The following is a 20,734-nucleotide window of genomic DNA, read 5'->3' on the forward strand; positions in this document are numbered from 1 at the left end:
GGGGCAACAAGAAGTACATGAACATGAAGCACCTACAGGCGGCTCTGGAGGATACCTCCATTGCTGGGTGACTTCACTCATATCAGGGCCTGCAAACCATTTTGCGAAAAATACTTGACACTACCTTATGAGTTTTGAAGTTTGTCTTTCGTGTCCGTCGTGCCCTTCCATTGAAGTAGTATGAAGATGATGAAGGCGGCAGCAAAGGCGACGATGCTGGTCAGCTGGGCTGATTTGAGGCCCAGAGTCAGATTGACGTAGTCGCCGCGCAGAAATTCCAGAAAGAACCGTTCCGCTGCATAAAGCATGACGTACAGGCAGAAGACCTGTCCTTTTTTATGGGGAAAACAGCTGTAGAACAATAAGACGATGAATACGAGGACGTCAAGCTGGCCTTCCCAGACTTCTGCCGGCCATAGGGGCTGGCTGCCGTAGGTTCGATAGGCCAGGGTCGTTTCGGGATAGACAATGCCGAAATTTCCGCCTGTGGGATGACCGAAGGCATCGCCGTTCATGAGGTTGGCCATGCGGCCGACGGACTGGCCGAGAATGATGGCCGGTGCGATGAGGTCGGCAAAAGCCCAGGTGTCGATGTCGTGGCGGCGCGTGTACCAGTAGCCGGCGACAGCTCCGAATACCAGGCCGCCCTGGATAGCCATGCCGCCCTGCCAGACGAAGGGGATTTCCAACAGGTGGTTGTGATAATAGGCCCAGTCGAAGAAGAAGACGTCCCAAAGGCGGCCGCCGACGATGCCGGCTAGGCCGCAGCAGAGGGTAAAGTCGAATATGTGGACGTGCCAGCCCCGGCCATCCCGCTTCGTGATGTAGTAGGCTGTAATACCGGCGGAGATGATGCCGAGCATAAATAACAATCCGTAGGCCCGGATTGGGAAATCGCCGATAAAAAAGAGATATTGATGCAATAGAATAGCCTCCTTTGATGTTTTATACTTTCTCTTTATGGTATAATAGCCATGCAGTATACCTAGAGAGGAAAATTGCATTTTTTTCATTATACCTGATTTCAGAGAAATTTCCACCTGTTTTGCAAAAGGAGGGTGTCTATGAAACATACATCGCGGCTGCGGACGCTGTGCCTGGCGTCGCTGCTCGCCGTGTCTCTTCAAGTTGTCGTGGCGGCGTCCGGCGGAGAGGCCGTATCGGAACAAGCCGTGCCGGACCGCGGGCCGTGGGCTGCCATTCCGCGGGCAGCCATACCGGCAGCGGCGGAACATCCGGCGTCTATGGCGATTCGGGAAGAAGAAGGCCGCTGGCTCGTATCGGAAAAAGCTTTGCAGGAGTATGGCCTGTACAAGGCCGATGCCAAGAAGGGGACGTATTGGCTGCGACTGCCGCCGGCAAAGGATGGATCCGTCTTATGGAAGGATATGCAGGCGGCGCTGCGCCTGCCTGCGCGGCAAAGTGACGGCGAAACGAGTCTGAATATACGCCGTATTTATCGCACGATGGGCCTTTCCATGACGTGGGAAGAGGGGAAGCGGGAGCTGATGCGGCCTGTGTCTCCTACCCGTATTGCTCCGACGCTGCGTTCCTTGGAAGACAGCAATAGAGCTGCGGCGACAACTAATGCTGATACCAAAAAAGAGAAGAAAAAGAACAAGAAGAGCCGGAAGAAGCAGGAACGAAAGATGGGATTGGTCTTGTTCTGGGATCCTCTCATGCAGGGAGATGAAAACCTGCCGTCCCTGGATACGGCGCAGCCTGTCATGTCGCCCTGCGCTTTCCGCCTGACTGCTCAGGGCGTAGCGCTGCGGCACGATGATTTCGCCATGCTGGCTGACGCCTATGCTGCGAAGGGCTACGCCATGTGGCCCCTCATCGACAATAACTTCGACCCGGCCCTGACCCATGCCGTATTGAGCGACGACAAGCTTCAGGACACGATGATTAAAGAACTGATAGGCTATGCGCTGCTGTACGATTTCAAGGGCTATAATATTGATTTTGAAAACATCAACTATGCCGACAAAGACAGGCTGACGGCTTTTGTAGGGCGTTTGAGCCGGGCCTGCCGGGCTTACGGTCTGAAATTGTCCATGGATGTGACGCCCATATCGAACAGTATGAACTGGTCCCGCGTGTACGACCGGGCGGCGCTGGCGCCTCATCTTGATTACCTGATGATTATGGCCTATGACCAGTTTGGCCGCACGAGCTCCGTAGCCGGCCCCGTGGCGTCCTATCCCTGGGTAGAAAAGGCCGTGCAGAACGTGACGGCTATCGTGCCGGCGGAGAAGGTTGTCTTAGGTATGCCGCTGTACATGCGCCTGTGGTACGAAACGACGGAAGAAAAGGACTTGCCGCTGGATATCAACGAATGGCCTCCTGTTGCCGGAACGGAAGGAGCGGCTGAGAAGGACGTTGGGGCAGAGGCCTTGACGCCGTCCAAGCAAAACGAGGCGAAGGGTAAAACGGCTTTCAAAGAGGCGAAATCGAAGAAGCCCGTACTGCTGGTACGGACGCTGCCCATGTCGGCAAGCGGGCTGCTGCTTGAAAAATACAAGGACTACGTCACGTGGAACGACGAGCTGCGCCTGTACTACATGGATTTGCCCCTGACGACGGGCCGGGTCCAGGTGTGGTTTGAAGATGAAAAGTCCTTGACGGAAAAAGCTAAATTAATTACGAAATACAACCTCGGCGGCGCAAGTTTTTGGCGAAAAGGCTTCGAAGCGCCCCATTTTTGGCAGAGTTTTGCTCCGCAAGAATTGACTTGACGGCACGGGAACACTATAATAAGAAGAAGACCCTGCAGCAGCGCGGCCCCGCCCGCTGTACGCAGCGATAGGAGGCATAAGTAATTGGAAAAATATATTCCCCAAGAAATAGAAAAGAAATGGCAGCATAAATGGCTGGAAGACAAGACAGACCGTTGCCCCGACGACAACGGCAAGCCGCCGTATTATGTTCTGGAAATGTTTCCGTACCCTTCGGGCAACCTCCATATGGGGCATGTCCGCAACTACACGATTGGCGACGTCATCGCCCGCTACCGCCGCATGAACGGCTACAACGTCCTGCATCCCATGGGCTACGACGCTTTCGGTATGCCTGCTGAAAACGCGGCTATCAAACACGGCACGCCGCCGGCAGATTGGACGTTCAGCAATATTGAAAACATGACACGTCAGCAGAAGGCGCTCGGCCTTTCCTATGACTGGGATCGCGAAGTAGCTACGTGCCATGAAAAATACTATAAATGGACGCAGTGGATTTTCGAGCTGCTGTATAAGCGGGGCCTGGCATACCGCAAGGAAGCCAAGGTAAACTGGTGCGAAAAGTGCAACACCGTACTGGCTAACGAACAGGTCATCGACGGCTTGTGCTGGCGCTGCGATTCGCCTGTCGTCAAAAAGGATCTGAAGCAGTGGTTCTTCAAAATCACCGATTATGCCGACCGCCTTCTCGACGATTTGAAGCTCCTGCCCGGCTGGCCGGAACGGGTTAAAACGATGCAGAAAAACTGGATTGGCCGCAGCGAAGGGGCGGAATTTTCCTTTGAAATCCCGGAAATCGGCAAATCCATTCCCATGTTCTCTACCCGCGTGGACACGATTTTCGGTGTTACGTACATCGTGCTGGCTCCGGAACATCCCTATGTAGAAGAGCTCATCAAGGGCCGGGAAAACGAAGCGGAGCTTCGCGCCTTTATTACGCGCATGAAGAACATGAACGACATCGAACGGACGTCGAACGACGCCGAAAAAGAAGGCATGTTCACCGGCGCTTACGCTGTCAACCCCCTGAATAACGAGCAAGTGCCGATCTGGATTGCTAACTACGTCCTGGTAGATTACGGTACAGGCGCCGTCATGGGCGTTCCGGGCCACGACCAGCGCGACTGGGAATTCGCTAAAAAATTCAATCTGCCTATCCGCTTAGTTGTACAGAATAAAGACATGAGCCTCGATTTGGATACGATGGAAGGGGCTTACCACGACCCGGGCGTTCTGGTTAACTCCGGCGAATTCAACGGCCTGACTGACGAAGAAGGCCGCAAGGCCATTACGAAATGGCTCGTCGATCACAACCTCGGCAAGGGCACGGTCAACTTCAAGCTCCGCGACTGGCTTATTTCCCGTCAGCGTTATTGGGGCGCGCCGATTCCTATTATTTACTGCCCGAAATGCGGCGAACAACTCGTGCCGGAAGATCAGCTGCCGGTTAAGCTGCCGACGGACGTCCAGTTTACGGCCGGCGCCGTATCTCCCTTGGCGACGAGCGAAGAATTCGTTCACTGCACCTGCCCGAAATGCGGCGGCCCGGCGACGAGAGAAACCGATACGATGGATACCTTCGTCTGCTCGTCCTGGTATTTCCTGCGCTATACCGACGCCCGCAACGACGAACAGGCCTGGGACCCGAAAAAGGCCAACCACTGGATGAATGTAGACCAGTACATCGGCGGCATTGAACACGCGATTCTGCACCTGATGTACTCCCGTTTCTTCATGAAGGTCTTCCACGACGCCGGCCTCGTCGACAATGTAGAACCGTTCGAACGCCTTCTGACCCAGGGCATGGTCCTCATGGACGGCAGCAAGATGTCGAAATCAAAGGGCAACGTCGTATCGCCGGAAGAAATCCTCGCCAAATACGGCGCCGATACGGGCCGGCTGTTTATCCTGTTTGCCGCGCCGCCGGAACGTGACCTCGAATGGTCCGATCAGGGCGTAGAAGGTTCGTACCGTTTCCTCAACCGAGTATGGCGTATCGTCCACCAGTACATTGACCTGGCTAAGAACGGCGAAAGAGACCGCGATTTGACGGAAGCAGAAAAGGCGCTTCGCCTGCAGGAACATAAAACCATCGCCAAGGTGACGGAAGACGTCAAAGGCGTAGACGGCGACTATGCGCTGAATACGGCTGTCAGCTCAATTATGGAGCTGGTAAATGCCATGTATGCCTATGTCGGCGCCAATACATCTATCCGCAGCGACGTTGCCTTAGAGGTCAACACCAATCTCTTAAAGCTCCTGGCTCCCTTTACGCCGCACATTACAGAAGAATTGTGGCAGATTGCCGGCTTTGAAGGCAGTGTTCACGAACAGGATTGGCCGGAAGTAGATGCTGGCGCTTTGGTCGTCGATGAAATCGAACTGCCTGTCCAGATTAACGGCAAGGTACGCGAACGTATCACTGTTCCCGTTGAAATCGGTCAGGATGAATTGAGGGAAAAGGTATTGTCTATGCCGCGTGTCAAGGATTTCACTGACGGCAAGACAATCGTTAAATTTATCGTTGTACCTAAAAAAATCATCAATATCGTCGTAAAATAAAGGCGGCAATATATGAAGTATAGAGGAGGATGTCTGAACGGCATCCTCTTTTTTTTGCAATGAGGAGGAAGGTCATGGATGAGTTCAAGCCCTGGCCGGAAAGAATTGTCCGGCAGAATCCCTGCATGAATACAGTGCTTTGCGCTGTACTGGTACCTATTGTACGCATTGACGGTGAAGAGCATGTAGTCTTTGAGGTGCGGAGCAGCAAGTTGAGCTGGCAGCCCGGTGATATTTGTTTTCCCGGCGGCGTCATAGAACAGCGTGACGCCAGTCCTCTGGAGGCGGCACTGCGGGAGACGCAGGAGGAATTAGGCGTAGGATTGCCGCATATCCGGGTCTGGGGGCCATTGGATTACGTAGAATCGCCTGTAGGTGTGAAGATATATCCCTTTGCGGCCCAGCTGGATACGACGAATTTCGTTGTCAGCCGGGGAGAGATAGACCATCTCTTTACGGTGCCTTTGGCATGGTTTAGCGGCCGTAAGCCAGAGGTTGCCCAGGTTGAGCTGGCTACGAGGCCGGGGCCGGGATTTCCCGCCGGTCTGCCCGTGTCGGGACAGGCAGGGTGGAAAAAGCGCAGCACATATAATGTGCTCTTTTACTATTATAAAGAATACAAAATTTGGGGAATTACGGCCCAGATTCTTGACAACTTCCTGGGGATTCGTGCTATAATAAACGCATAGCTTTCCTTAATTTTCGTATGACGTATAATTTACCATGCGTAATGTTAAAAGTGGAACAAGCACAGTGCTGCACTGCCTTTTCGTCTGCCGCAGCACGGCGAGACGATTAGCACATTTATCTTATAGGTTGAATCATTCCGGCATTTGTCAAGGTAATTTTTTAATTTTTTTCTAAGTAGTCCTAAAAAGTCTGGATACACGACAAGGATTACAAAATAGCATAATTATATTGTGCCTTAAGTGACATTTGCTATTGATTTAACATGTGAAAAGTTGTACAATTCAGGTGTAAGCACTTAAAGGTTGTGTATATGTGCCCCAAACAGTATGCACTGCACGGGAATGTTTCACTATTCACACTATTATTTAAGGAGAGTGGAAGTATCATGAATTTTAATTTAACAGATGTACAACAGGAATTTGTAAGATTGGCTAAAGACTTTGGCGAAAAGAAATTGGCCCCGACGATTACGGAACGCGACCATCAGGGCATTTTCGATCGTGCTCTCGTTGACGAAATGCTCGGCCTCGGCTTGGCTGGTGCTTATTTCGAAGAAAAATACGGCGGCGCTGAATGCGACGTATTGAGCTACATCCTGGCCGTTGAAGAATTGGCTAAATACGATGCTGGTATGTCCATCACCTTGTCCGCTCATGTATCCCTCTGCATCAACCCGATTTGGCAGTTTGGTACGGAAGAACAGAAAGAAAAATACCTGCCCGGCTTGATCGAAGGCACGAAACTCGGCGCATTCGGCTTGACAGAACCGAACGCTGGTACTGATGCTTCCGGCCAGCAGACCGTTGCTACGAAAGACGAAAACGGCGACTACATCCTGAATGGCTCCAAAGTATTCATCACGAATGCCGGCGAAGCTGACGTTTACATCGTATTCGCTATGACCGATAAATCCCAGGGCACGAAAGGCATCAGCGCCTTCATCATCGAAAAAGGCTGGGAAGGCTTTACATTCGGTAAGAAAGAAGACAAATTGGGCATCCATACTTCCCAGACGATGGAATTAGTATTCCAGAACGTAAAAGTTCCGAAAGAAAACCTCCTCGGCGGCGAAGGCAAAGGCTTCAAAGTTGCTATGATGACCTTGGACGGCGGCCGTATCGGCGTTGCTGCTCAGGCTCTCGGCATTGCAGAAGCTGCTTTGAACGATGCAGTTGAATACTCCAAACAGCGTGTTCAGTTCGGCAAACCGCTTTGCAAATTCCAGTCCGTTTCCTTCAAACTGGCTGACATGAAGATGAAGATTGAAGCTGCTCGTAACCTCGTTTACAAAGCTGCTTTCTTGAAACACGAAGGCCAGCCGTTCACGGTTGACGCTGCTATCGCTAAGAGATTCGCTTCCGACGTAGCTATGGAAGTTTCCGTTGAAGCTGTTCAGATCTTCGGCGGCTATGGCTACAGCGAAGAATATCCGGTTGCTCGTCATATGCGTGACGCTAAGATCACTCAGATCTATGAAGGCACCAACGAAGTTCAGTTGATGGTAACATCCGGCGCTTTGTTGCGGTAAGCAATTTTTAAGGTTTATGATACGGGCTTGGTCTGAAAAGACCAAGCCTGTTGAATAAAAAGATACTTTTTTTAGGAGGCAAACGTAAATGGAAATATTGGTATGTGTCAAACAAGTTCCGGACACAGCAGAAGTTAAGATTGACCCCGTAAAACATACCGTCATTCGTGCTGGTGTTCCTAACATTTTCAACCCCTTTGACCAGAACGCTTTGGAAGCAGCTTTGCAGTTGAAGGACAATCAGGGTGCAAAGGTTACTGTCCTTTCCATGGGTCCCCCGCAGGCAAAAGACGTATTGCGCGAAGCTCTGGCAATGGGCGCTGACGACGCTTATCTCCTGACAGACCGCAAAGTTGGCGGCTCTGATACATTGGCTACAGGTTATTGCCTGGCTCAGGCTGTTAAAAAAGTTGCTGAACTCAAAGGCATCGAACAGTTCGATATCATCCTTTGCGGCAAACAGGCTATCGACGGCGACACGGCTCAGGTTGGCCCGCAGATCGCTTGCGAACTCGGCATTCCTCAGATTACATATGCTGCCGAAATCAAAGTTGAAGGCACGACTGTAACGGTTAAACAGCAGAACGAAGAAGGCTACATCGTAACGGAAGCTCAGTTCCCCGTTTTGATTACAGCCGTTAAAGAATTGAACGAACCGCGCTTCCCGACCATCCGTGGTACGATGAAAGCAAAACGTCGTGAAATTCCTGAATTGTCTGCTGCTGACATCAACGCTGACGAATCTCAGATTGGTTTGAGCGGTTCTCCGACAAAAGTTCGTAAGATTTTCACACCGCCTCAGAGAACACAGGGTCTCGTTATTAACGAAGAAGACGCCCAGGTAGCAGTAGATCAGTTGATGGCTAAATTGACTGAAAACAAAATCATCTAATTTCTAAGGAGGAACAGTGAAAATGGATTTAGCAGAATACAAAGGCGTATATGTAATCGCTGAACAATTCGAAGGCAAATTACGTAACGTATCTTTCGAACTGTTGGGCCAGGGCCGTAAATTGGCTGACGGCATCGGTGACGAAGTAGGTGCGGTACTGATTGGTTATAACGTAAAACCGTTGGCACAGGAACTCATCGCTCATGGCGCTCACAAAGTATATGTATATGACGATGAAAAATTGGCTAACTACAACACAACGGCTTACTCTAAAGTTCTGTGCGACTTCTTCCATGAAGTTAAACCGAACGTATTCCTCGTAGGCGCTACGAACATCGGCCGCGATCTCGGCCCCCGCGTCGCTAACTCCCTGAAAACGGGCTTGACGGCTGACTGCACGGGTCTTTCCGTTGACGAAGACGGCAAGACGATCGTTTGGACTCGTCCGGCTTTGGGCGGCAACATCATGGCTGAAATCATTTGCCCGGATAACCGTCCGCAGATGGGTACTGTTCGTCCGAACGTATTCAAAAAACCGGAAGCTGATCCGAGCGCTACAGGCGAAGTTATCGAAATGGAAGCAAAACTTTCCGACGCTGACTTCATGACGAAATTCGTTGAACTCATTAAAATGGGCGGCGAAGGCGTTAAGATCGAAGAAGCTGACGTTATCGTTGCCGGCGGCCGCGGCATGAACGGCGCTGAACCGTTTGTTAACGGCGGTATCCTGAAAGAATTGGCAGACGTATTGGGCGGCGCTGTCGGCGCATCCCGTGCAGCTGTTGACGCTGGCTGGATCGACGCTCTCCATCAGGTTGGCCAGACAGGTAAGACTGTTGGCCCGAAACTCTACATCGCTTGCGCTATTTCCGGTGCTATTCAGCACTTGGCAGGCATGACGGGTTCTGACTGCATCATCGCTATCAACAAAGACGAAGATGCTCCGATCTTCAAAGTTTGCGACTACGGTATCGTTGGCGACGCTTTCGAAGTAGTTCCCAAACTCACAGCAGCTATTAAAGCAGCCAAAGGTATGGCATAATACCTAGATTTCCATAAGCCTAAAAAAGGACTGTCTTCGGGCAGTCCTTTTTACGTAGCTGCAGTTCTTTAAGTTCTTAATTTGAAGTAAAAAAAGACTAAAGTTTCTTGACAAGGTACATCGTACGTCGTATAATTTACGCATACATAGAAATATGTAACAAGCCTTGAAAAGGACATGATATTTTCAGCGGCTTTATCAGAGAGGGGCATAGTTGGTGTGAGTGTCCTTAAAGCGTGAAAGTGTTACCCCCTTGGAGCTAATCGTCGGAATTTGTAGTACGGCGGTTCGGTCGCCACGTTATAGCGTTTGAGTACATCAGTAGTTTTTGCTGATGAACTAGGGTGGAACCACGTGAGCATGCTCTCGTCCCTTGAGGACGGGAGCTTTTTTTATTAAGGAGGATGTATTATGGCAGAATTAGTGTTAAAAGACGGCAGCAAAAAAGTATTTGCCGACGGCATTTCGTTGTACGATGCTGCGAAAGAGCTGAGCAACAGCTTGGCTAAGAAAGTATTGGTAGCGAAAGTCAATGGAGACGTAACGGATTTGCGGGAAACGATCGTCGACGGCTCTACGGTTGAATTCCTGACTTTCGACGCCCAGGAAGGGAAGGACACGCTCCGCCATACGGCATCTCATATCATGGCTCAAGCCGTTCAGCGTTTGTTCAAGGATGTTAAATTTGCCATCGGTCCGTCCATCGAAAACGGTTTTTACTACGATTTCGATACGGAACATCGGTTTACGCAGGAAGACTTCGTTGCTATCGAAGCAGAAATGGAAAAAATCGTCAAAGAAAATCTCGCCTTGACGAAAGAAGTCGTGTCCCGCGACGAAGCGCTGAAGATGTTCAAGGAAGCCGGTCAGGACTACAAGGTAGAATTGATTGAAGACCTGCCGGAAGGCGAACAGATTTCCTTATACCGCCAGGGCGATTTCGTCGATTTGTGCGCAGGACCGCACTGCGAAACGACGGGCCGGGTCAAAGCCTTCAAGCTGCTGACCGTTGCCGGCGCGTACTGGCGCGGCGATGAACACAATAAGATGCTCCAGCGTATTTACGGCACGGCTTTTGAAAAGAAAGACGACTTGGACGCATATCTGCACATGCTGGCTGAAGCGGAAAAGCGCGACCATCGTAAATTGGGCAAGCAGCTCGACTTGTTCAGCTTCCACGAAGAAGGCCCGGGCTTCCCGTTCTTCCACGCAAAAGGCATGGTTCTCCGCAAGACGTTGCTCAAATTCTGGTATGAACTGCATGACGAAGCGGAATATGACGAAATCAGCACGCCGACAATCCTGAGCCGCCACCTGTGGGAACAGTCCGGTCACTGGGATCATTACCGCGACAACATGTATTTCACGACGATTGACGACGAACCGTACGCGATTAAGCCGATGAACTGCCCCGGCGGCATCCTCGTCTACAAGAGCGACGTACACAGCTACCGCGATTTCCCCATGCGGATGGCTGAATTGGGCCTGGTTCACCGCCACGAGCTTCACGGGGCTCTCCACGGCTTGTTCCGCGTCCGCTGCTTTACCCAGGACGACGCCCACATCTTCATGCTGCCGAGCCAGATGGAAGAAGAAATTTCCGGCGTTATCGACTTGTTTGACAAGGCTTACAACGTATTCGGCTTGGAATACCGCGTCGAATTGTCTACTCGTCCGGAAGACTCCATGGGCTCCGACGAAATTTGGGAATTAGCGACGAGCACCCTGCGCAAGGTATTAGAAGACAGAAACATTCCGTACCAGGTCAACGAAGGCGACGGCGCTTTCTACGGTCCGAAGCTCGACTTCCACGTCAAGGATTCCATCGGCCGTACTTGGCAGTGCGGTACGATCCAGCTTGATATGCTCATGCCGGAACGCTTCGACATGACTTATGTCGGCGAAGACGGCCAGAAGCATCGCCCGGTCATGGTACACCGTACCTGCTTCGGCAGCATCGAACGCTTCCTGGGCATCCTCATCGAAAACTATGCTGGAGCCTTCCCCGTATGGCTCGCTCCGGTACAGATCAAATTCCTGCCCATTTCCGATAAGCATTTGGCCTATGCTTTGGAACTGCGCAAGAAATTCAAGAAGCTGGGCATCCGCGTAGAAGTAGACGAAAGCAACGAAAAGATCGGCTACAAGATTCGCAAGGCCCAGATGGAAAAGGTTCCGTACATGGCTATCATCGGCGACAAGGAAATCGAAACGAATACCTTGTCCCTCCGTGACAGAGCAAAAGGCGATCTCGGCGCAAAACCGGTCGACGAAGTCGTCGCTCATATTCAGGAACTGACGGCTACGCGCAAAGGATAATAGCATAGGATATACGTTAGGGCATGCCCGTGCAGGGCATGTCCTTTTCCTATTACAAAACGGTTCGTCTGGCCATACTTTTTCTCATTTCATAGTTGACAAGATCGGATATATCAGGCAAAATAAGTAGCGTTGTGTCTTCATAGGGCGTACAAGCCGCGTGGCCTGCGACGGCTGGAAATGCTGCGTACGGAGTGGAGATAGAACGCACTATACGTTTGAAATGAGGGTTATACATGATGAAGAAACTAATCGCTATGGCGGCGGCCAGTATCCTGACAATGGGCATGACGAGTGCCGGGGCTGCCAATCCCTTTGTCGACGTGCCTGCCGACAGCTGGGCTTACCACTCTGTGGCGGAGCTGGCTGAGGCCGGCGTGATTCAGGGCGTAGACGGAAATTATTTTCAGGGAAACCGTTCCATTACGCGGTATGAAGCGGCTGAAATGGTCGCCAAGGCTATGGCTCATATGGACAGGGCGTCGGTGGAACAGCGGGCCGTGATTCACAAGCTGGCCGACGAGTACGCTGAAGAGCTGAACCGCCTCGGCCTTCGCGTCGCGGCTTTAGAGAACAAGGTCGGCAATGTGAAGTTTAGCGGCGACGCCCGCTTCCGCTATCGCTATCAGAATTCTGCAGGCAGCCGCGCCGGCAAGGAAAATGACAATTCCTGGGATTACCGCATCCGTCTTCGCGGACAGGCACAGCTCGACGAACGTCTGAAAGCCACCGTAAGCATTAGTTCGGATTGGCAGAGCTTCAGTGAAAACGGCGCGGTCAGCGGCGGCACGAACGACGCCTTTGCCGACGCCCTTAAAGTCGACTACGAGGCGGATTCCTTTTATCTGAGCCTCGGCCGGACGGATATATACAAGATCGGCGGCCCGCGCAGCTATGGGTACACGTACAGCGATATTTTCGACCGTGCTGAAGGGCAATACCGTACAGATGCTTTTGCTCTTACGGCGGGCTACGGCAAATTCAAAAAGGGGAATGTCATGGCCGGCAGCGTCCAAGGCGATGATTCCATCAACGGCGTAAAGACCGGCTACGGCGAAATCGAAGCTTTTTTTGGCAGCGATTCGGCTGCCGGCGTATATTATAATGATTTCAATACGACTGGGAACGGAGAAGCCAACAGGGATTTTAACGCCGACTCCTTGTGGGGCGCCTATGCCAGCGTCAACATCGGCTCGAAATGGAATGTATTGGCTCAGTATGAACGCACGAACTTAAACCATGATACGAAATATACGCACGACGACGGCTCTGCCGACTTGTTCATCGGCCGCCTGATGTACGGGAAATCAAGCATGGCAATCCCGAAATCGTGGGATATCTGGACGGAATACATCGACGCAGAAGACGGTACCTGGCTCGGCGGCTTTACGACGTCGTGGCGCTTCGCCTCGCAGATGGACAATCTGACGTCATGGGGCGTCGGCGTCAACTATGTATTTGCCAAGAACGCCATGTTCAGCGTCATGCAGTCCTTCGCTACGGAAGCCAAGGCCGGCGGCATGGCTGATCCGGAAGAACAGACGCGGGCAGAATTGATTTTCGCGTTCTAAGCGGAAGAACCCGGCGCGGCGGACAAGTCGCGCGAAGGCCGGCTGCCAGTTGACGGCAGGGACAGAATCTCCTACAATAGAAACGAAACACAGACAAAAGAGAGGTACGTTATGATTATCAACTGGTATCCCGGCCACATGGCGAAAGCCAGGCGGCTGATAGAAGCAAATCTGAAGGTCATCGACGTTGTCATCGAGCTCGTCGACGCCCGCATCCCCATGAGCAGTACCAACCCCATGATAGCCAGCCTCATCGGCCAGAAGCCGTCGGTCGTCGTCATGAACAAGGCCGACCTGGCCGACCCGGACATGGTAAAGGAATGGGTGCAGTATTATAAGAAGCAGGGACGCATCGTGCTGCCCTTGAACAGCAAGGACGGCAAGGGCGTTAAGCAGCTCGTCGCCCTGGTACGTAAGCTGGCTGAACCGAAGCTGGCTCATTGGCGGGCCCGGGGACTGAAGAACCGTTCCGTGCGGACGATGATTCTCGGCATTCCCAACGTAGGCAAGTCGACGCTTATCAACAAGCTGGCCCGGCGCAGCGCCGCCAAGACGGCCGACAAGCCGGGCGAAACGAAGGGCAAGCAGTGGGTTCACATCGGCGACCAGCTCGACCTTCTCGACACGCCGGGCGTATTGTGGCCTAAGCTGGAAAATCAGGTCAGCGCCTATCGGCTGGCCGCGACAGGGGCCATTTCCGACACGGTATTCGACATGGAAACGGTCATTACCCAGCTCATCGAAGAATTGAGCCAGTTCTACGCCGACGAATTGCTGGCGAGATTTAAGCTGGACGCGCTGGGAGCTGCGCCCTTGGAAACGATCGAAGCCATCGGCCGCAAGCGTGGCTGCATCGTATCAGGCGGCGTCGTCGACATGGAGAAGACTTATAAGCTCATTTTGAAGGAATACCGCGAAGGCAAAATCGGCTTGATTTCCCTGGACCGCTGCGGCGAAGCGTGTGGGGGCGGAGAATCATGATCGACATCGGGCAGCTAAAGACGGCTGATATTAAAGCCCTGCTGGAGCAGAATCCCGACGACGTCATGGCCCTGCTGCAGACTATGAAGGAAGACCGCCGCCTTTCCGTACAAAAATTAGCGGATACCTATATCCGCCGCAAGATGAAGGAAGAAGCCGAACGGGAACGAGTCATGCACATGTATTCCCTGGAAACGGCCTATTATAACGACGGCATATACCACGTCGCCGGCATCGACGAAGCCGGGCGGGGCCCCGTGGCCGGGCCGGTCATGGTAGCCGCCGTCATCCTGCCGCCTTACTGGGAATGTCCCGGATTAAACGACAGCAAAAAGCTGTCGGCGGCGAAACGGGACGCTTTGTATGATAAAATCATGGCTGAAGCCGTGGCCGTGTCGTGCGTTGCCAAGTCGGAGCTGGAAATCGATGCCCTCGACATTTACCACGCGACGATGCAGGGCATGTATGAAGCGGCGGCGGGCCTTGCTGTGCCGGCGGAAGCCGTCCTCATCGACGCCATGCCCTTGAAGGATCTGACGGTACCTCATCAGTCCGTCGTCCACGGCGACAGCCAGAGCGCGTCTATTGCAGCGGCTTCGATTATCGCCAAGGTGACGAGGGACCGGGTCATGATGGAATACGACGAGGTTTATCCTCAGTACGGATTTGCCGTCCATAAAGGCTATTTGACGCAGCGCCACGTCGACGCCATACGGCAGTACGGCCCCTGTCCCATCCATCGGCGCAGCTTTGAGCCGATCAAGAGCATGACGGCCGGACAATAATATACTTAAATATATGCAGACAAAAAAGCTGGTCATCGCCGGCTGCCTGTTTCGGCAGCGGCGAGGCCAGCTTTTGCAGTATATAGGCGGTCTGTCAGAATAAATCCTTTCGCCACAGCATGAAGACGGCGCAGAGGGCGCAGAAAAAGGCGATGGCGATGACGTATACGAAACCCATGACGTTGTTGGCGAAGGGCAGGGGGACGTTGATGCCCCAAAAACTGAAGATAATCGTCGGCACGGCCAGGATAATCGTGATGGAGGCCAGGAATTTCATGACGATGTTCAGGTTGTTGGAAATGATAGAGGCGAACGTATCGGACATGCTCATGAGGATGTTGGAATACATTTCAACCATTTCGATAGCCTGCTTGTTTTCGATGATGACGTCTTCCAGCAGGTCCTCATCTTCTTCGTACATTTTCAGCAGGTGATGGAGAGACGTGTTGCGGCGCAGGCGCATGAGACGCTCCATGACGATGCCGTTGCCCCGCAGGGCCGACGTAAAGTAGGTCAGGGACTTCTGTAATTCCAATAAGAGGAAGAATTCCTTGTTGCGCATGGAATGGCGCAGGATATCTTCGATATCGTCGGTGCGGTGGTTAATCTGCATCAGGTATTTTAGGAACAACGTGGCCGAGCGATAGAGTATCTGGAACAAGAAACGCGTTTTTTTGAAGGTATAAAACAGAGGATATTTATTTTCCGTGAACGCGCGCATGACTTCCGTTTCCTGGATGCACAGGGTGATGATGAAATCGGGCGTGATAAAGATGCCCAGCGGCAAGGTGTCGTAGCTGTCCGTTTCCAGAATAATCGGGATGTTGATGACGACGAAGATGTAGTTGTCTTCTAATTCTACGTGAGAACGTTCTTCCGTATCCAGAGCGGTCTTCAGCACGTCCGTCGGGATTTCCGTTACCATCGATACGAGCTGTAAGTCTTCCGAATCGGGATTTACGACGTCGATCCATGAGCCTTTTTCCGCAGACACCAGGGAAATATTATTTTCCAGGTGGCCGTTATTGTGTTTGTATACTTGAATCATGGCGCTTCTCCGTTTCCTCTTAGTTTAGCGGACTTTCGAATCCAAATTCTAATATAATCATAAATATCTATCAAGTCAAGGGAAAGGGGCAGATTTTAAACGAAATGAACTGTAAATTTAGGGTAAACGGGGAAATGGAAGAGGCTGGCCGTCCGCCGCGGCGAAGGCAGAGAATAGACTACACGAACAAGAGAGAATTTGTTATAATGAATAAGTATATCTTTTTGTAAGACGCGCCGCGAGGCGAAGGAATTCGAAAGATACGTACAGAGAAGCTGCGGAAGCAGCAAAAGGGGGATATATTGTGATTGCTGTAATTATCAACGGGGCAGCGACCGCTTTGGGCGCCGTGCTGGGCGTCATATTGAAGAAGGGCGTGCCGGAGCACGTATCGAAGGCCGTCTTTTCGGCCATCGGTCTGTGCCTGGCCGTCATGGCGATTCAGGGCGCCATTCAAACGGAAAACATACTGCTCATGGTGTTGTCCATCGCCATCGGCGTGGCCGTTGGGACGGTGTTGGCTATCGAAGACCGGATGCAGTCCTTCGGCCTTTGGCTGCGGAACCGCATGAAAGCCGGCGGCGATTCGAACTTTGTCGAGGCCTTCGTCACCTTGTCGGTCATGCAGGTCGTCGGCGCGATGGCTATTTTAGGGCCTATTCAGGCAGCTCTTTTAGGAGATACGACGCTCTTATATTTGAAATCTACCATTGACGGCATATCGGCCTTTATTTTCGGAGCGTTGTACGGAGTGGGCGCCGTGCCGGTAGGCATCGTCATCATCGTATACGAGCTGGCCGTGTATGCCGTGGCGTCCCTGCTGTCGCCCCTCATGACGCCCGATGTCATCCGCGAGCTCAGCGCCGTAGGCAACGTCATGATCCTGGCTATCGCCTTGAACATGATGGGCTTGACGAAGCTCAAGGTGGCCGATTATACGCTGGGTATGGTTGTTCCTATCATATATTATAACCTTATTGTATTGTTTTAAGAAAACTGCCGCGAGGAAAGAGGAACGGTCCATTGCGATTAGTGAAAATGGAGCTGCGGGGATTTAAATCCTTCGCAGACAAAACGACACTGGTATTTGACAAAGGCATAACGGCGATTGTCGGGCCGAACGGAAGCGGCAAGAGCAATATTTCCGACGCCGTCCGCTGGGTCATGGGCGAGCAAAACGTGCGCCAGCTCCGCGGGCAGAAGGCGGAAGATGTCATTTTTGCCGGTACGGAAAGGCGGCGGCCCCAGGGGGCGGCGGAGGTGTCGCTGTATTTTGACAACAGCGACGGCACGCTGGACGTAGACTTTGCAGAAGTCGTCGTGACGCGGCGCCTGTTCCGCTCCGGCGACAGCGAGTATTACATCAACAAGCGGCCCTGCCGGATGAAGGACATTCACATGCTCTTTGCCGATACGGGCATCGGGCAGGATTCCATGGCCGTCATCGGGCAGAACCGCGTCGACCGTATCCTGAACAGCAAGCCCGAAGACCGGCGCATTATCTTTGAAGAGGCGGCCGGCATCAGCCGCTATAAGGGCCGCAAGCAGGAAGGCCTGCGGAAAATCGCCGAGACGGAGCGAAACGTCGAGCGTATCCGCGACATGATGGCTATGCTGGAGGAACGCCTGGGGCCCATGAAGGAACAGGCCGAAACATTACAAACCTTTCGCCAGTTAGATGCAGAGCGCATATCCTATGAAGGGACGCTGACCCTGCAGGAGCTGCGCAACTGCGAACGCTTGCTGGAAAAGGCGGAAAACAACCGCCTGGCCGTGCTGACAGAACGGCAGGACGTCGTGAAGGCGTTGGCCGAAGCCGAAGAGAAGCGCAGTACCCTGATGGCCGCTATGGAGCGGGAAGGGGAGACGATGCGGCGACTCGACAGCGAAGCCCGACAGGTCCATACTGAACTGGACGGCATGAAAAGCCGCCGCGAAGCTTTCGTCCAGCGCAAGGAAGCGCTGAAGGAAAGAGGAGCGGAGCTGGATCGGGAAGAACGGGACTGGCAGAAAAAGAAGGAAGACGCTGCCAAGCGCGGCCTGGAATTGCAGGAATTGTCGGCTCAGAAGACGGCGGAGCTGGCTGCGGCCAGGAAAGGCCTGGCCCTGACGCAGGCCCTGTTCGGCAAGGCGGAAGAGCAGGCCCGTCAGGCTGCGGCTGAGCTGGAAAAGGTGACTGCGTCTAATTCGGACCGCCAGCAGAAGCTGTTTGTCCTGCGGCGCGATGCAGAAGAACTGCGGCGGCGCCTGCAGGAAAATGGAGAACGCTGCGATGAGCTGCAGCGGGCCGTAGGGGCGCAGCAGGCGGCGCGGAAAGAAGCCGAGCGGCGCTGCGGCGACGCGGCGGCGCAGGAAGAAGCCCTGCGGCAAGAAGCGTCAGCGGCTGAAGGGGCTGCAGCGTCCAGCCGCAGCCAATGGGAAGAAGCTGCGCAGGCGCTGCAGCGCATAGAAGATACGTACCGCCGCCAGCGAGGTCAGGAAGACGCGCTGGCTCAGCGCATCCGCGTGCTGGAAAGTATGGAGCAGGAGCACGAAGGGGCAGGCCGTCCGGCTAAGGCCGTTTTGGACGCCAAGACAGGCTGGAGACGCCAGGTGTGCGGCCTCGTCGGAGAACTGTGCCGCATACCGCCGGCCTACGCCGCGGCGCTGGACGTTGCTCTAGGCGCGGCGTCCCGGTACATCGTGACGGAAGACGAACAGACGGCGAAGGCGGCCATTGCCTATTTAAAAGACCGCCGAGCCGGCCGGACGACATTTTTGCCCCTCGATACGGTGAAGGAACGCCGGCGGACCCGTGACGAAGAAGCGGCAGCCCAGGAGCCGGGCATCATCGGATTTGCCAGCGATATTTTGACCTATGACGCGGCCTATGCCGGTATTTTTGCGTCGCTCTTGGGAAAGACCCTCGTCGCCGATTCGGTAGACGCCGGTTCCCGGACGGCGCGGAAATATGGATACAGGCTGCGCATCGTCTGCCTGGACGGCACGCAGTTCAACGCCGGCGGTTCTTTGACCGGCGGCAGCCTGAAGGCCAAGGAAGGCTCCCTGATCAGCCGGCGGGCTTTGCTGGAAGACTTAAAGGAACAGGCCGTCCAGCTTCGGGCGGCCAAGGAACGGACGGCTGCCCAAGGGCGCGAGATGCGCTGCAAAGCAGAAGAGCTGAAACAAACCCTTGACAAACAGGATGAGCAAAGCCGCGCGCTGCAGGTAGAGCTGCAGAAGCGGCAGTGGCAGGCTGAGTCGGCCCGGCAGGAAGCAGAGAAAGCGCAGGAAGAGCTGCAGCGCCTCGACGGGCAGGCAGAGCAGCTGCAGCAGATACGGGCCGATATGCAGGCCGAGCTGGTGCGGCAGGAAGAGGCGTTGGCCATCCTGGAACAGACGCCGACAGAAAATACGCAGGAATTGGAAGCGGCGCGGACGGCGGCCTTGCAGGAAGCGGAGGAATGCCGTCAAACCCTTACGGAGCGGCAGATTGCCGTGGCGACGCTGGAAGAACAGGTACGCCAGGCGGGAGAGCAGATGCGCCGGCACTGCGAAGAAACGGCGCAGCATGGCCGCGACGGCGAAGGGCTGTCCGACCGGCGGCGCGAATGGCAGGCCCGCTTGACGGAAACGGAAACGCTGCTGCAGGAATTGACGGAAAAGATTGCATTGAAAGAACGGGAAACGCAGCAGAAGGATGCGGAAAAAGAAGGATTTTACCGTGACAGGGAAGAAAACTTCCGGCAAAGCCAGACGCTGGAGCAAGCCCTGACGGAGCTGCGGGAACGGGAACGGCTGTGCAGCGAGCGCCTCAGCGCCGCCAACGTGCAGCTGGAAAAATACAGCGGCGACATACGCCGCGGCGAAGAACTGCTGGCCCTGCAGGGCCTGACGCGGCAGGAAGCGATGGAACGGCGGCGCGACGGCTCGCTGAAAGAGCTCCACGACCGCGTGGCCGACTTGAAGCGGCGCATTGCCGATCTGGGGCAGATCAACGGCAACGCCGAGGAAGAATACCAGGCGGCCCTGGCGCAGCAGGAATTTTACCAGAAGCAATGCGCCGATTTGCAGGAATCGCGGGCCAAGCTGGAGGACATCGTCGCCGAAATCGACGACGCTATGACGGCCCAGTTCCGTCAGGCTCTCGGCGAGATCGGCGGCCATTTTCAGCAGATTTTCAGCCGCCTCTTCGGCGGCGGCCAGGCTAAGGCCGTGCTGACGGACGAGCAGGACGTGCTGAACGCCGGCATCGAGATTATGATTCAGCCGCCGGGAAAGAAAAAGCAGCAGCTGTCCTTGTTGTCCGGCGGCGAACGGGCTCTGACGGTCATCGCTTTGCTCCTGGCCTTCCTGGCCTATCATCCGGCGCCGTTCTGCCTCGTCGACGAAGTGGACGCGGCCCTGGACGAGGCCAACGTCGAGCGCATGGCCCGCTATTTGAAAAATTACAGCGGCGCGACGCAGTTCATCGTCATTACGCACCGCCGCAAGACGATGGAAGCAGCCAATACGCTGCAGGGCGTGACGATGGAAGAACGGGGCGTATCCCGGCTATTAACTGTTAAAGTAGACGAACTCTTAGAGAAAGGAACGTAA

Annotated in this window: 14 protein-coding genes and 1 other annotated feature; of the genes, 12 read left to right on the forward strand and 2 right to left on the reverse strand. The window is 53.8% G+C overall.

The window, feature by feature from the left end; translation table 11 throughout:
- Positions 1-125: 125 nt before the first annotated feature.
- Positions 126-923, reverse strand: a complete 798-nt coding sequence (lgt, locus tag CJ260_RS10300; protein WP_095630129.1) for a prolipoprotein diacylglyceryl transferase — start codon at positions 921-923, stop codon at positions 126-128.
- Between the two features lie 141 nt (positions 924-1,064).
- Between lgt and CJ260_RS10305 the strand changes: the two genes are divergently transcribed.
- From CJ260_RS10305 to CJ260_RS10350, 10 genes are all read left to right on the forward strand, one after another.
- Entirely contained in the window at positions 1,065-2,738 is a 1,674-nt protein-coding gene (locus CJ260_RS10305) for a glycosyl hydrolase family 18 protein (RefSeq protein ID WP_095630130.1), read from the forward strand.
- 84 nt (positions 2,739-2,822) lie between these two features.
- Positions 2,823-5,300 (forward strand): leucine--tRNA ligase, encoded by a 2,478-nt coding sequence (gene leuS, locus CJ260_RS10310; RefSeq protein ID WP_095630131.1) that lies wholly within the window; start codon positions 2,823-2,825, stop codon positions 5,298-5,300.
- A 74-nt stretch (positions 5,301-5,374) separates the two neighbouring features.
- Complete coding sequence (locus CJ260_RS10315) at positions 5,375-5,989, forward strand: CoA pyrophosphatase (RefSeq protein WP_095630132.1); 615 nt, start codon at positions 5,375-5,377, stop codon at positions 5,987-5,989.
- Between the two features lie 386 nt (positions 5,990-6,375).
- Positions 6,376-7,518, forward strand: coding sequence for an acyl-CoA dehydrogenase (locus CJ260_RS10320; protein ID WP_095630133.1), 1,143 nt, complete (start codon positions 6,376-6,378; stop codon positions 7,516-7,518).
- An 88-nt stretch (positions 7,519-7,606) separates the two neighbouring features.
- Positions 7,607-8,410, forward strand: a complete 804-nt coding sequence (locus CJ260_RS10325; protein WP_087477537.1) for an electron transfer flavoprotein subunit beta/FixA family protein — start codon at positions 7,607-7,609, stop codon at positions 8,408-8,410.
- Positions 8,411-8,432: 22 nt separating this feature from the next.
- Positions 8,433-9,452, forward strand: a complete 1,020-nt coding sequence (locus CJ260_RS10330; RefSeq protein WP_095630134.1) for an electron transfer flavoprotein subunit alpha/FixB family protein — start codon at positions 8,433-8,435, stop codon at positions 9,450-9,452.
- A gap of 157 nt (positions 9,453-9,609) precedes the next feature.
- Positions 9,610-9,829, forward strand: a binding site (T-box leader).
- A gap of 34 nt (positions 9,830-9,863) precedes the next feature.
- Positions 9,864-11,771, forward strand: a complete 1,908-nt coding sequence (gene thrS / locus CJ260_RS10335) for a threonine--tRNA ligase (RefSeq protein ID WP_095630135.1) — start codon at positions 9,864-9,866, stop codon at positions 11,769-11,771.
- A gap of 236 nt (positions 11,772-12,007) precedes the next feature.
- Positions 12,008-13,342: an S-layer homology domain-containing protein gene (locus tag CJ260_RS10340; RefSeq protein WP_338088177.1), complete on the forward strand. Its 1,335-nt coding sequence runs from the start codon at positions 12,008-12,010 to the stop codon at positions 13,340-13,342.
- Between the two features lie 111 nt (positions 13,343-13,453).
- The gene (ylqF, locus tag CJ260_RS10345; RefSeq protein WP_095630136.1) at positions 13,454-14,323 is read left to right on the forward strand and encodes a ribosome biogenesis GTPase YlqF; all 870 of its coding nucleotides are present in this window, start codon (positions 13,454-13,456) and stop codon (positions 14,321-14,323) included.
- Positions 14,320-15,108 (forward strand): ribonuclease HII, encoded by a 789-nt coding sequence (locus tag CJ260_RS10350; RefSeq protein ID WP_095630137.1) that lies wholly within the window; start codon positions 14,320-14,322, stop codon positions 15,106-15,108. The genes ylqF and CJ260_RS10350 overlap by 4 nt, the downstream gene beginning before the upstream one ends.
- A 94-nt stretch (positions 15,109-15,202) precedes the next feature.
- On the opposite strand, the gene CJ260_RS10355 is transcribed toward CJ260_RS10350, so the two are convergent.
- Positions 15,203-16,156: a magnesium transporter CorA family protein gene (locus CJ260_RS10355; RefSeq protein ID WP_087477532.1), complete on the reverse strand. Its 954-nt coding sequence runs from the start codon at positions 16,154-16,156 to the stop codon at positions 15,203-15,205.
- Positions 16,157-16,460: 304 nt separating this feature from the next.
- On the opposite strand from CJ260_RS10355, the gene CJ260_RS10360 reads away from it, so the two are divergent.
- Positions 16,461-17,147 (forward strand): DUF554 domain-containing protein, encoded by a 687-nt coding sequence (locus tag CJ260_RS10360; protein WP_095630138.1) that lies wholly within the window; start codon positions 16,461-16,463, stop codon positions 17,145-17,147.
- Between the two features lie 41 nt (positions 17,148-17,188).
- On the forward strand, positions 17,189-20,734 hold the full coding sequence (smc, locus tag CJ260_RS10365; RefSeq protein WP_233127964.1) for a chromosome segregation protein SMC: 3,546 nt from the start codon (positions 17,189-17,191) through the stop codon (positions 20,732-20,734).

The organism is Megasphaera sp. ASD88, from assembly GCF_002287425.1.
Classification (GTDB): domain Bacteria; phylum Bacillota; class Negativicutes; order Veillonellales; family Megasphaeraceae; genus Megasphaera; species Megasphaera stantonii.

Excerpts from the sequence above, each read along its gene's own strand:
- CJ260_RS10320 (WP_095630133.1), top strand. The coding sequence starts at position 6,376 with ATGAATTTTAATTTAACAGATGTACAACAGGAATTTGTAAGATTGGCT.
- CJ260_RS10340 (WP_338088177.1), top strand. The coding sequence starts at position 12,008 with ATGATGAAGAAACTAATCGCTATGGCGGCGGCCAGTATCCTGACAATG.
- CJ260_RS10315 (WP_095630132.1), top strand. The coding sequence starts at position 5,375 with ATGGATGAGTTCAAGCCCTGGCCGGAAAGAATTGTCCGGCAGAATCCC.
- CJ260_RS10330 (WP_095630134.1), top strand. The coding sequence starts at position 8,433 with ATGGATTTAGCAGAATACAAAGGCGTATATGTAATCGCTGAACAATTC.
- CJ260_RS10325 (WP_087477537.1), top strand. The coding sequence starts at position 7,607 with ATGGAAATATTGGTATGTGTCAAACAAGTTCCGGACACAGCAGAAGTT.
- ylqF (WP_095630136.1), top strand. The coding sequence starts at position 13,454 with ATGATTATCAACTGGTATCCCGGCCACATGGCGAAAGCCAGGCGGCTG.
- CJ260_RS10355 (WP_087477532.1), bottom strand. The coding sequence starts at position 16,156 with ATGATTCAAGTATACAAACACAATAACGGCCACCTGGAAAATAATATT.
- CJ260_RS10350 (WP_095630137.1), top strand. The coding sequence starts at position 14,320 with ATGATCGACATCGGGCAGCTAAAGACGGCTGATATTAAAGCCCTGCTG.
- CJ260_RS10305 (WP_095630130.1), top strand. The coding sequence starts at position 1,065 with ATGAAACATACATCGCGGCTGCGGACGCTGTGCCTGGCGTCGCTGCTC.
- thrS (WP_095630135.1), top strand. The coding sequence starts at position 9,864 with ATGGCAGAATTAGTGTTAAAAGACGGCAGCAAAAAAGTATTTGCCGAC.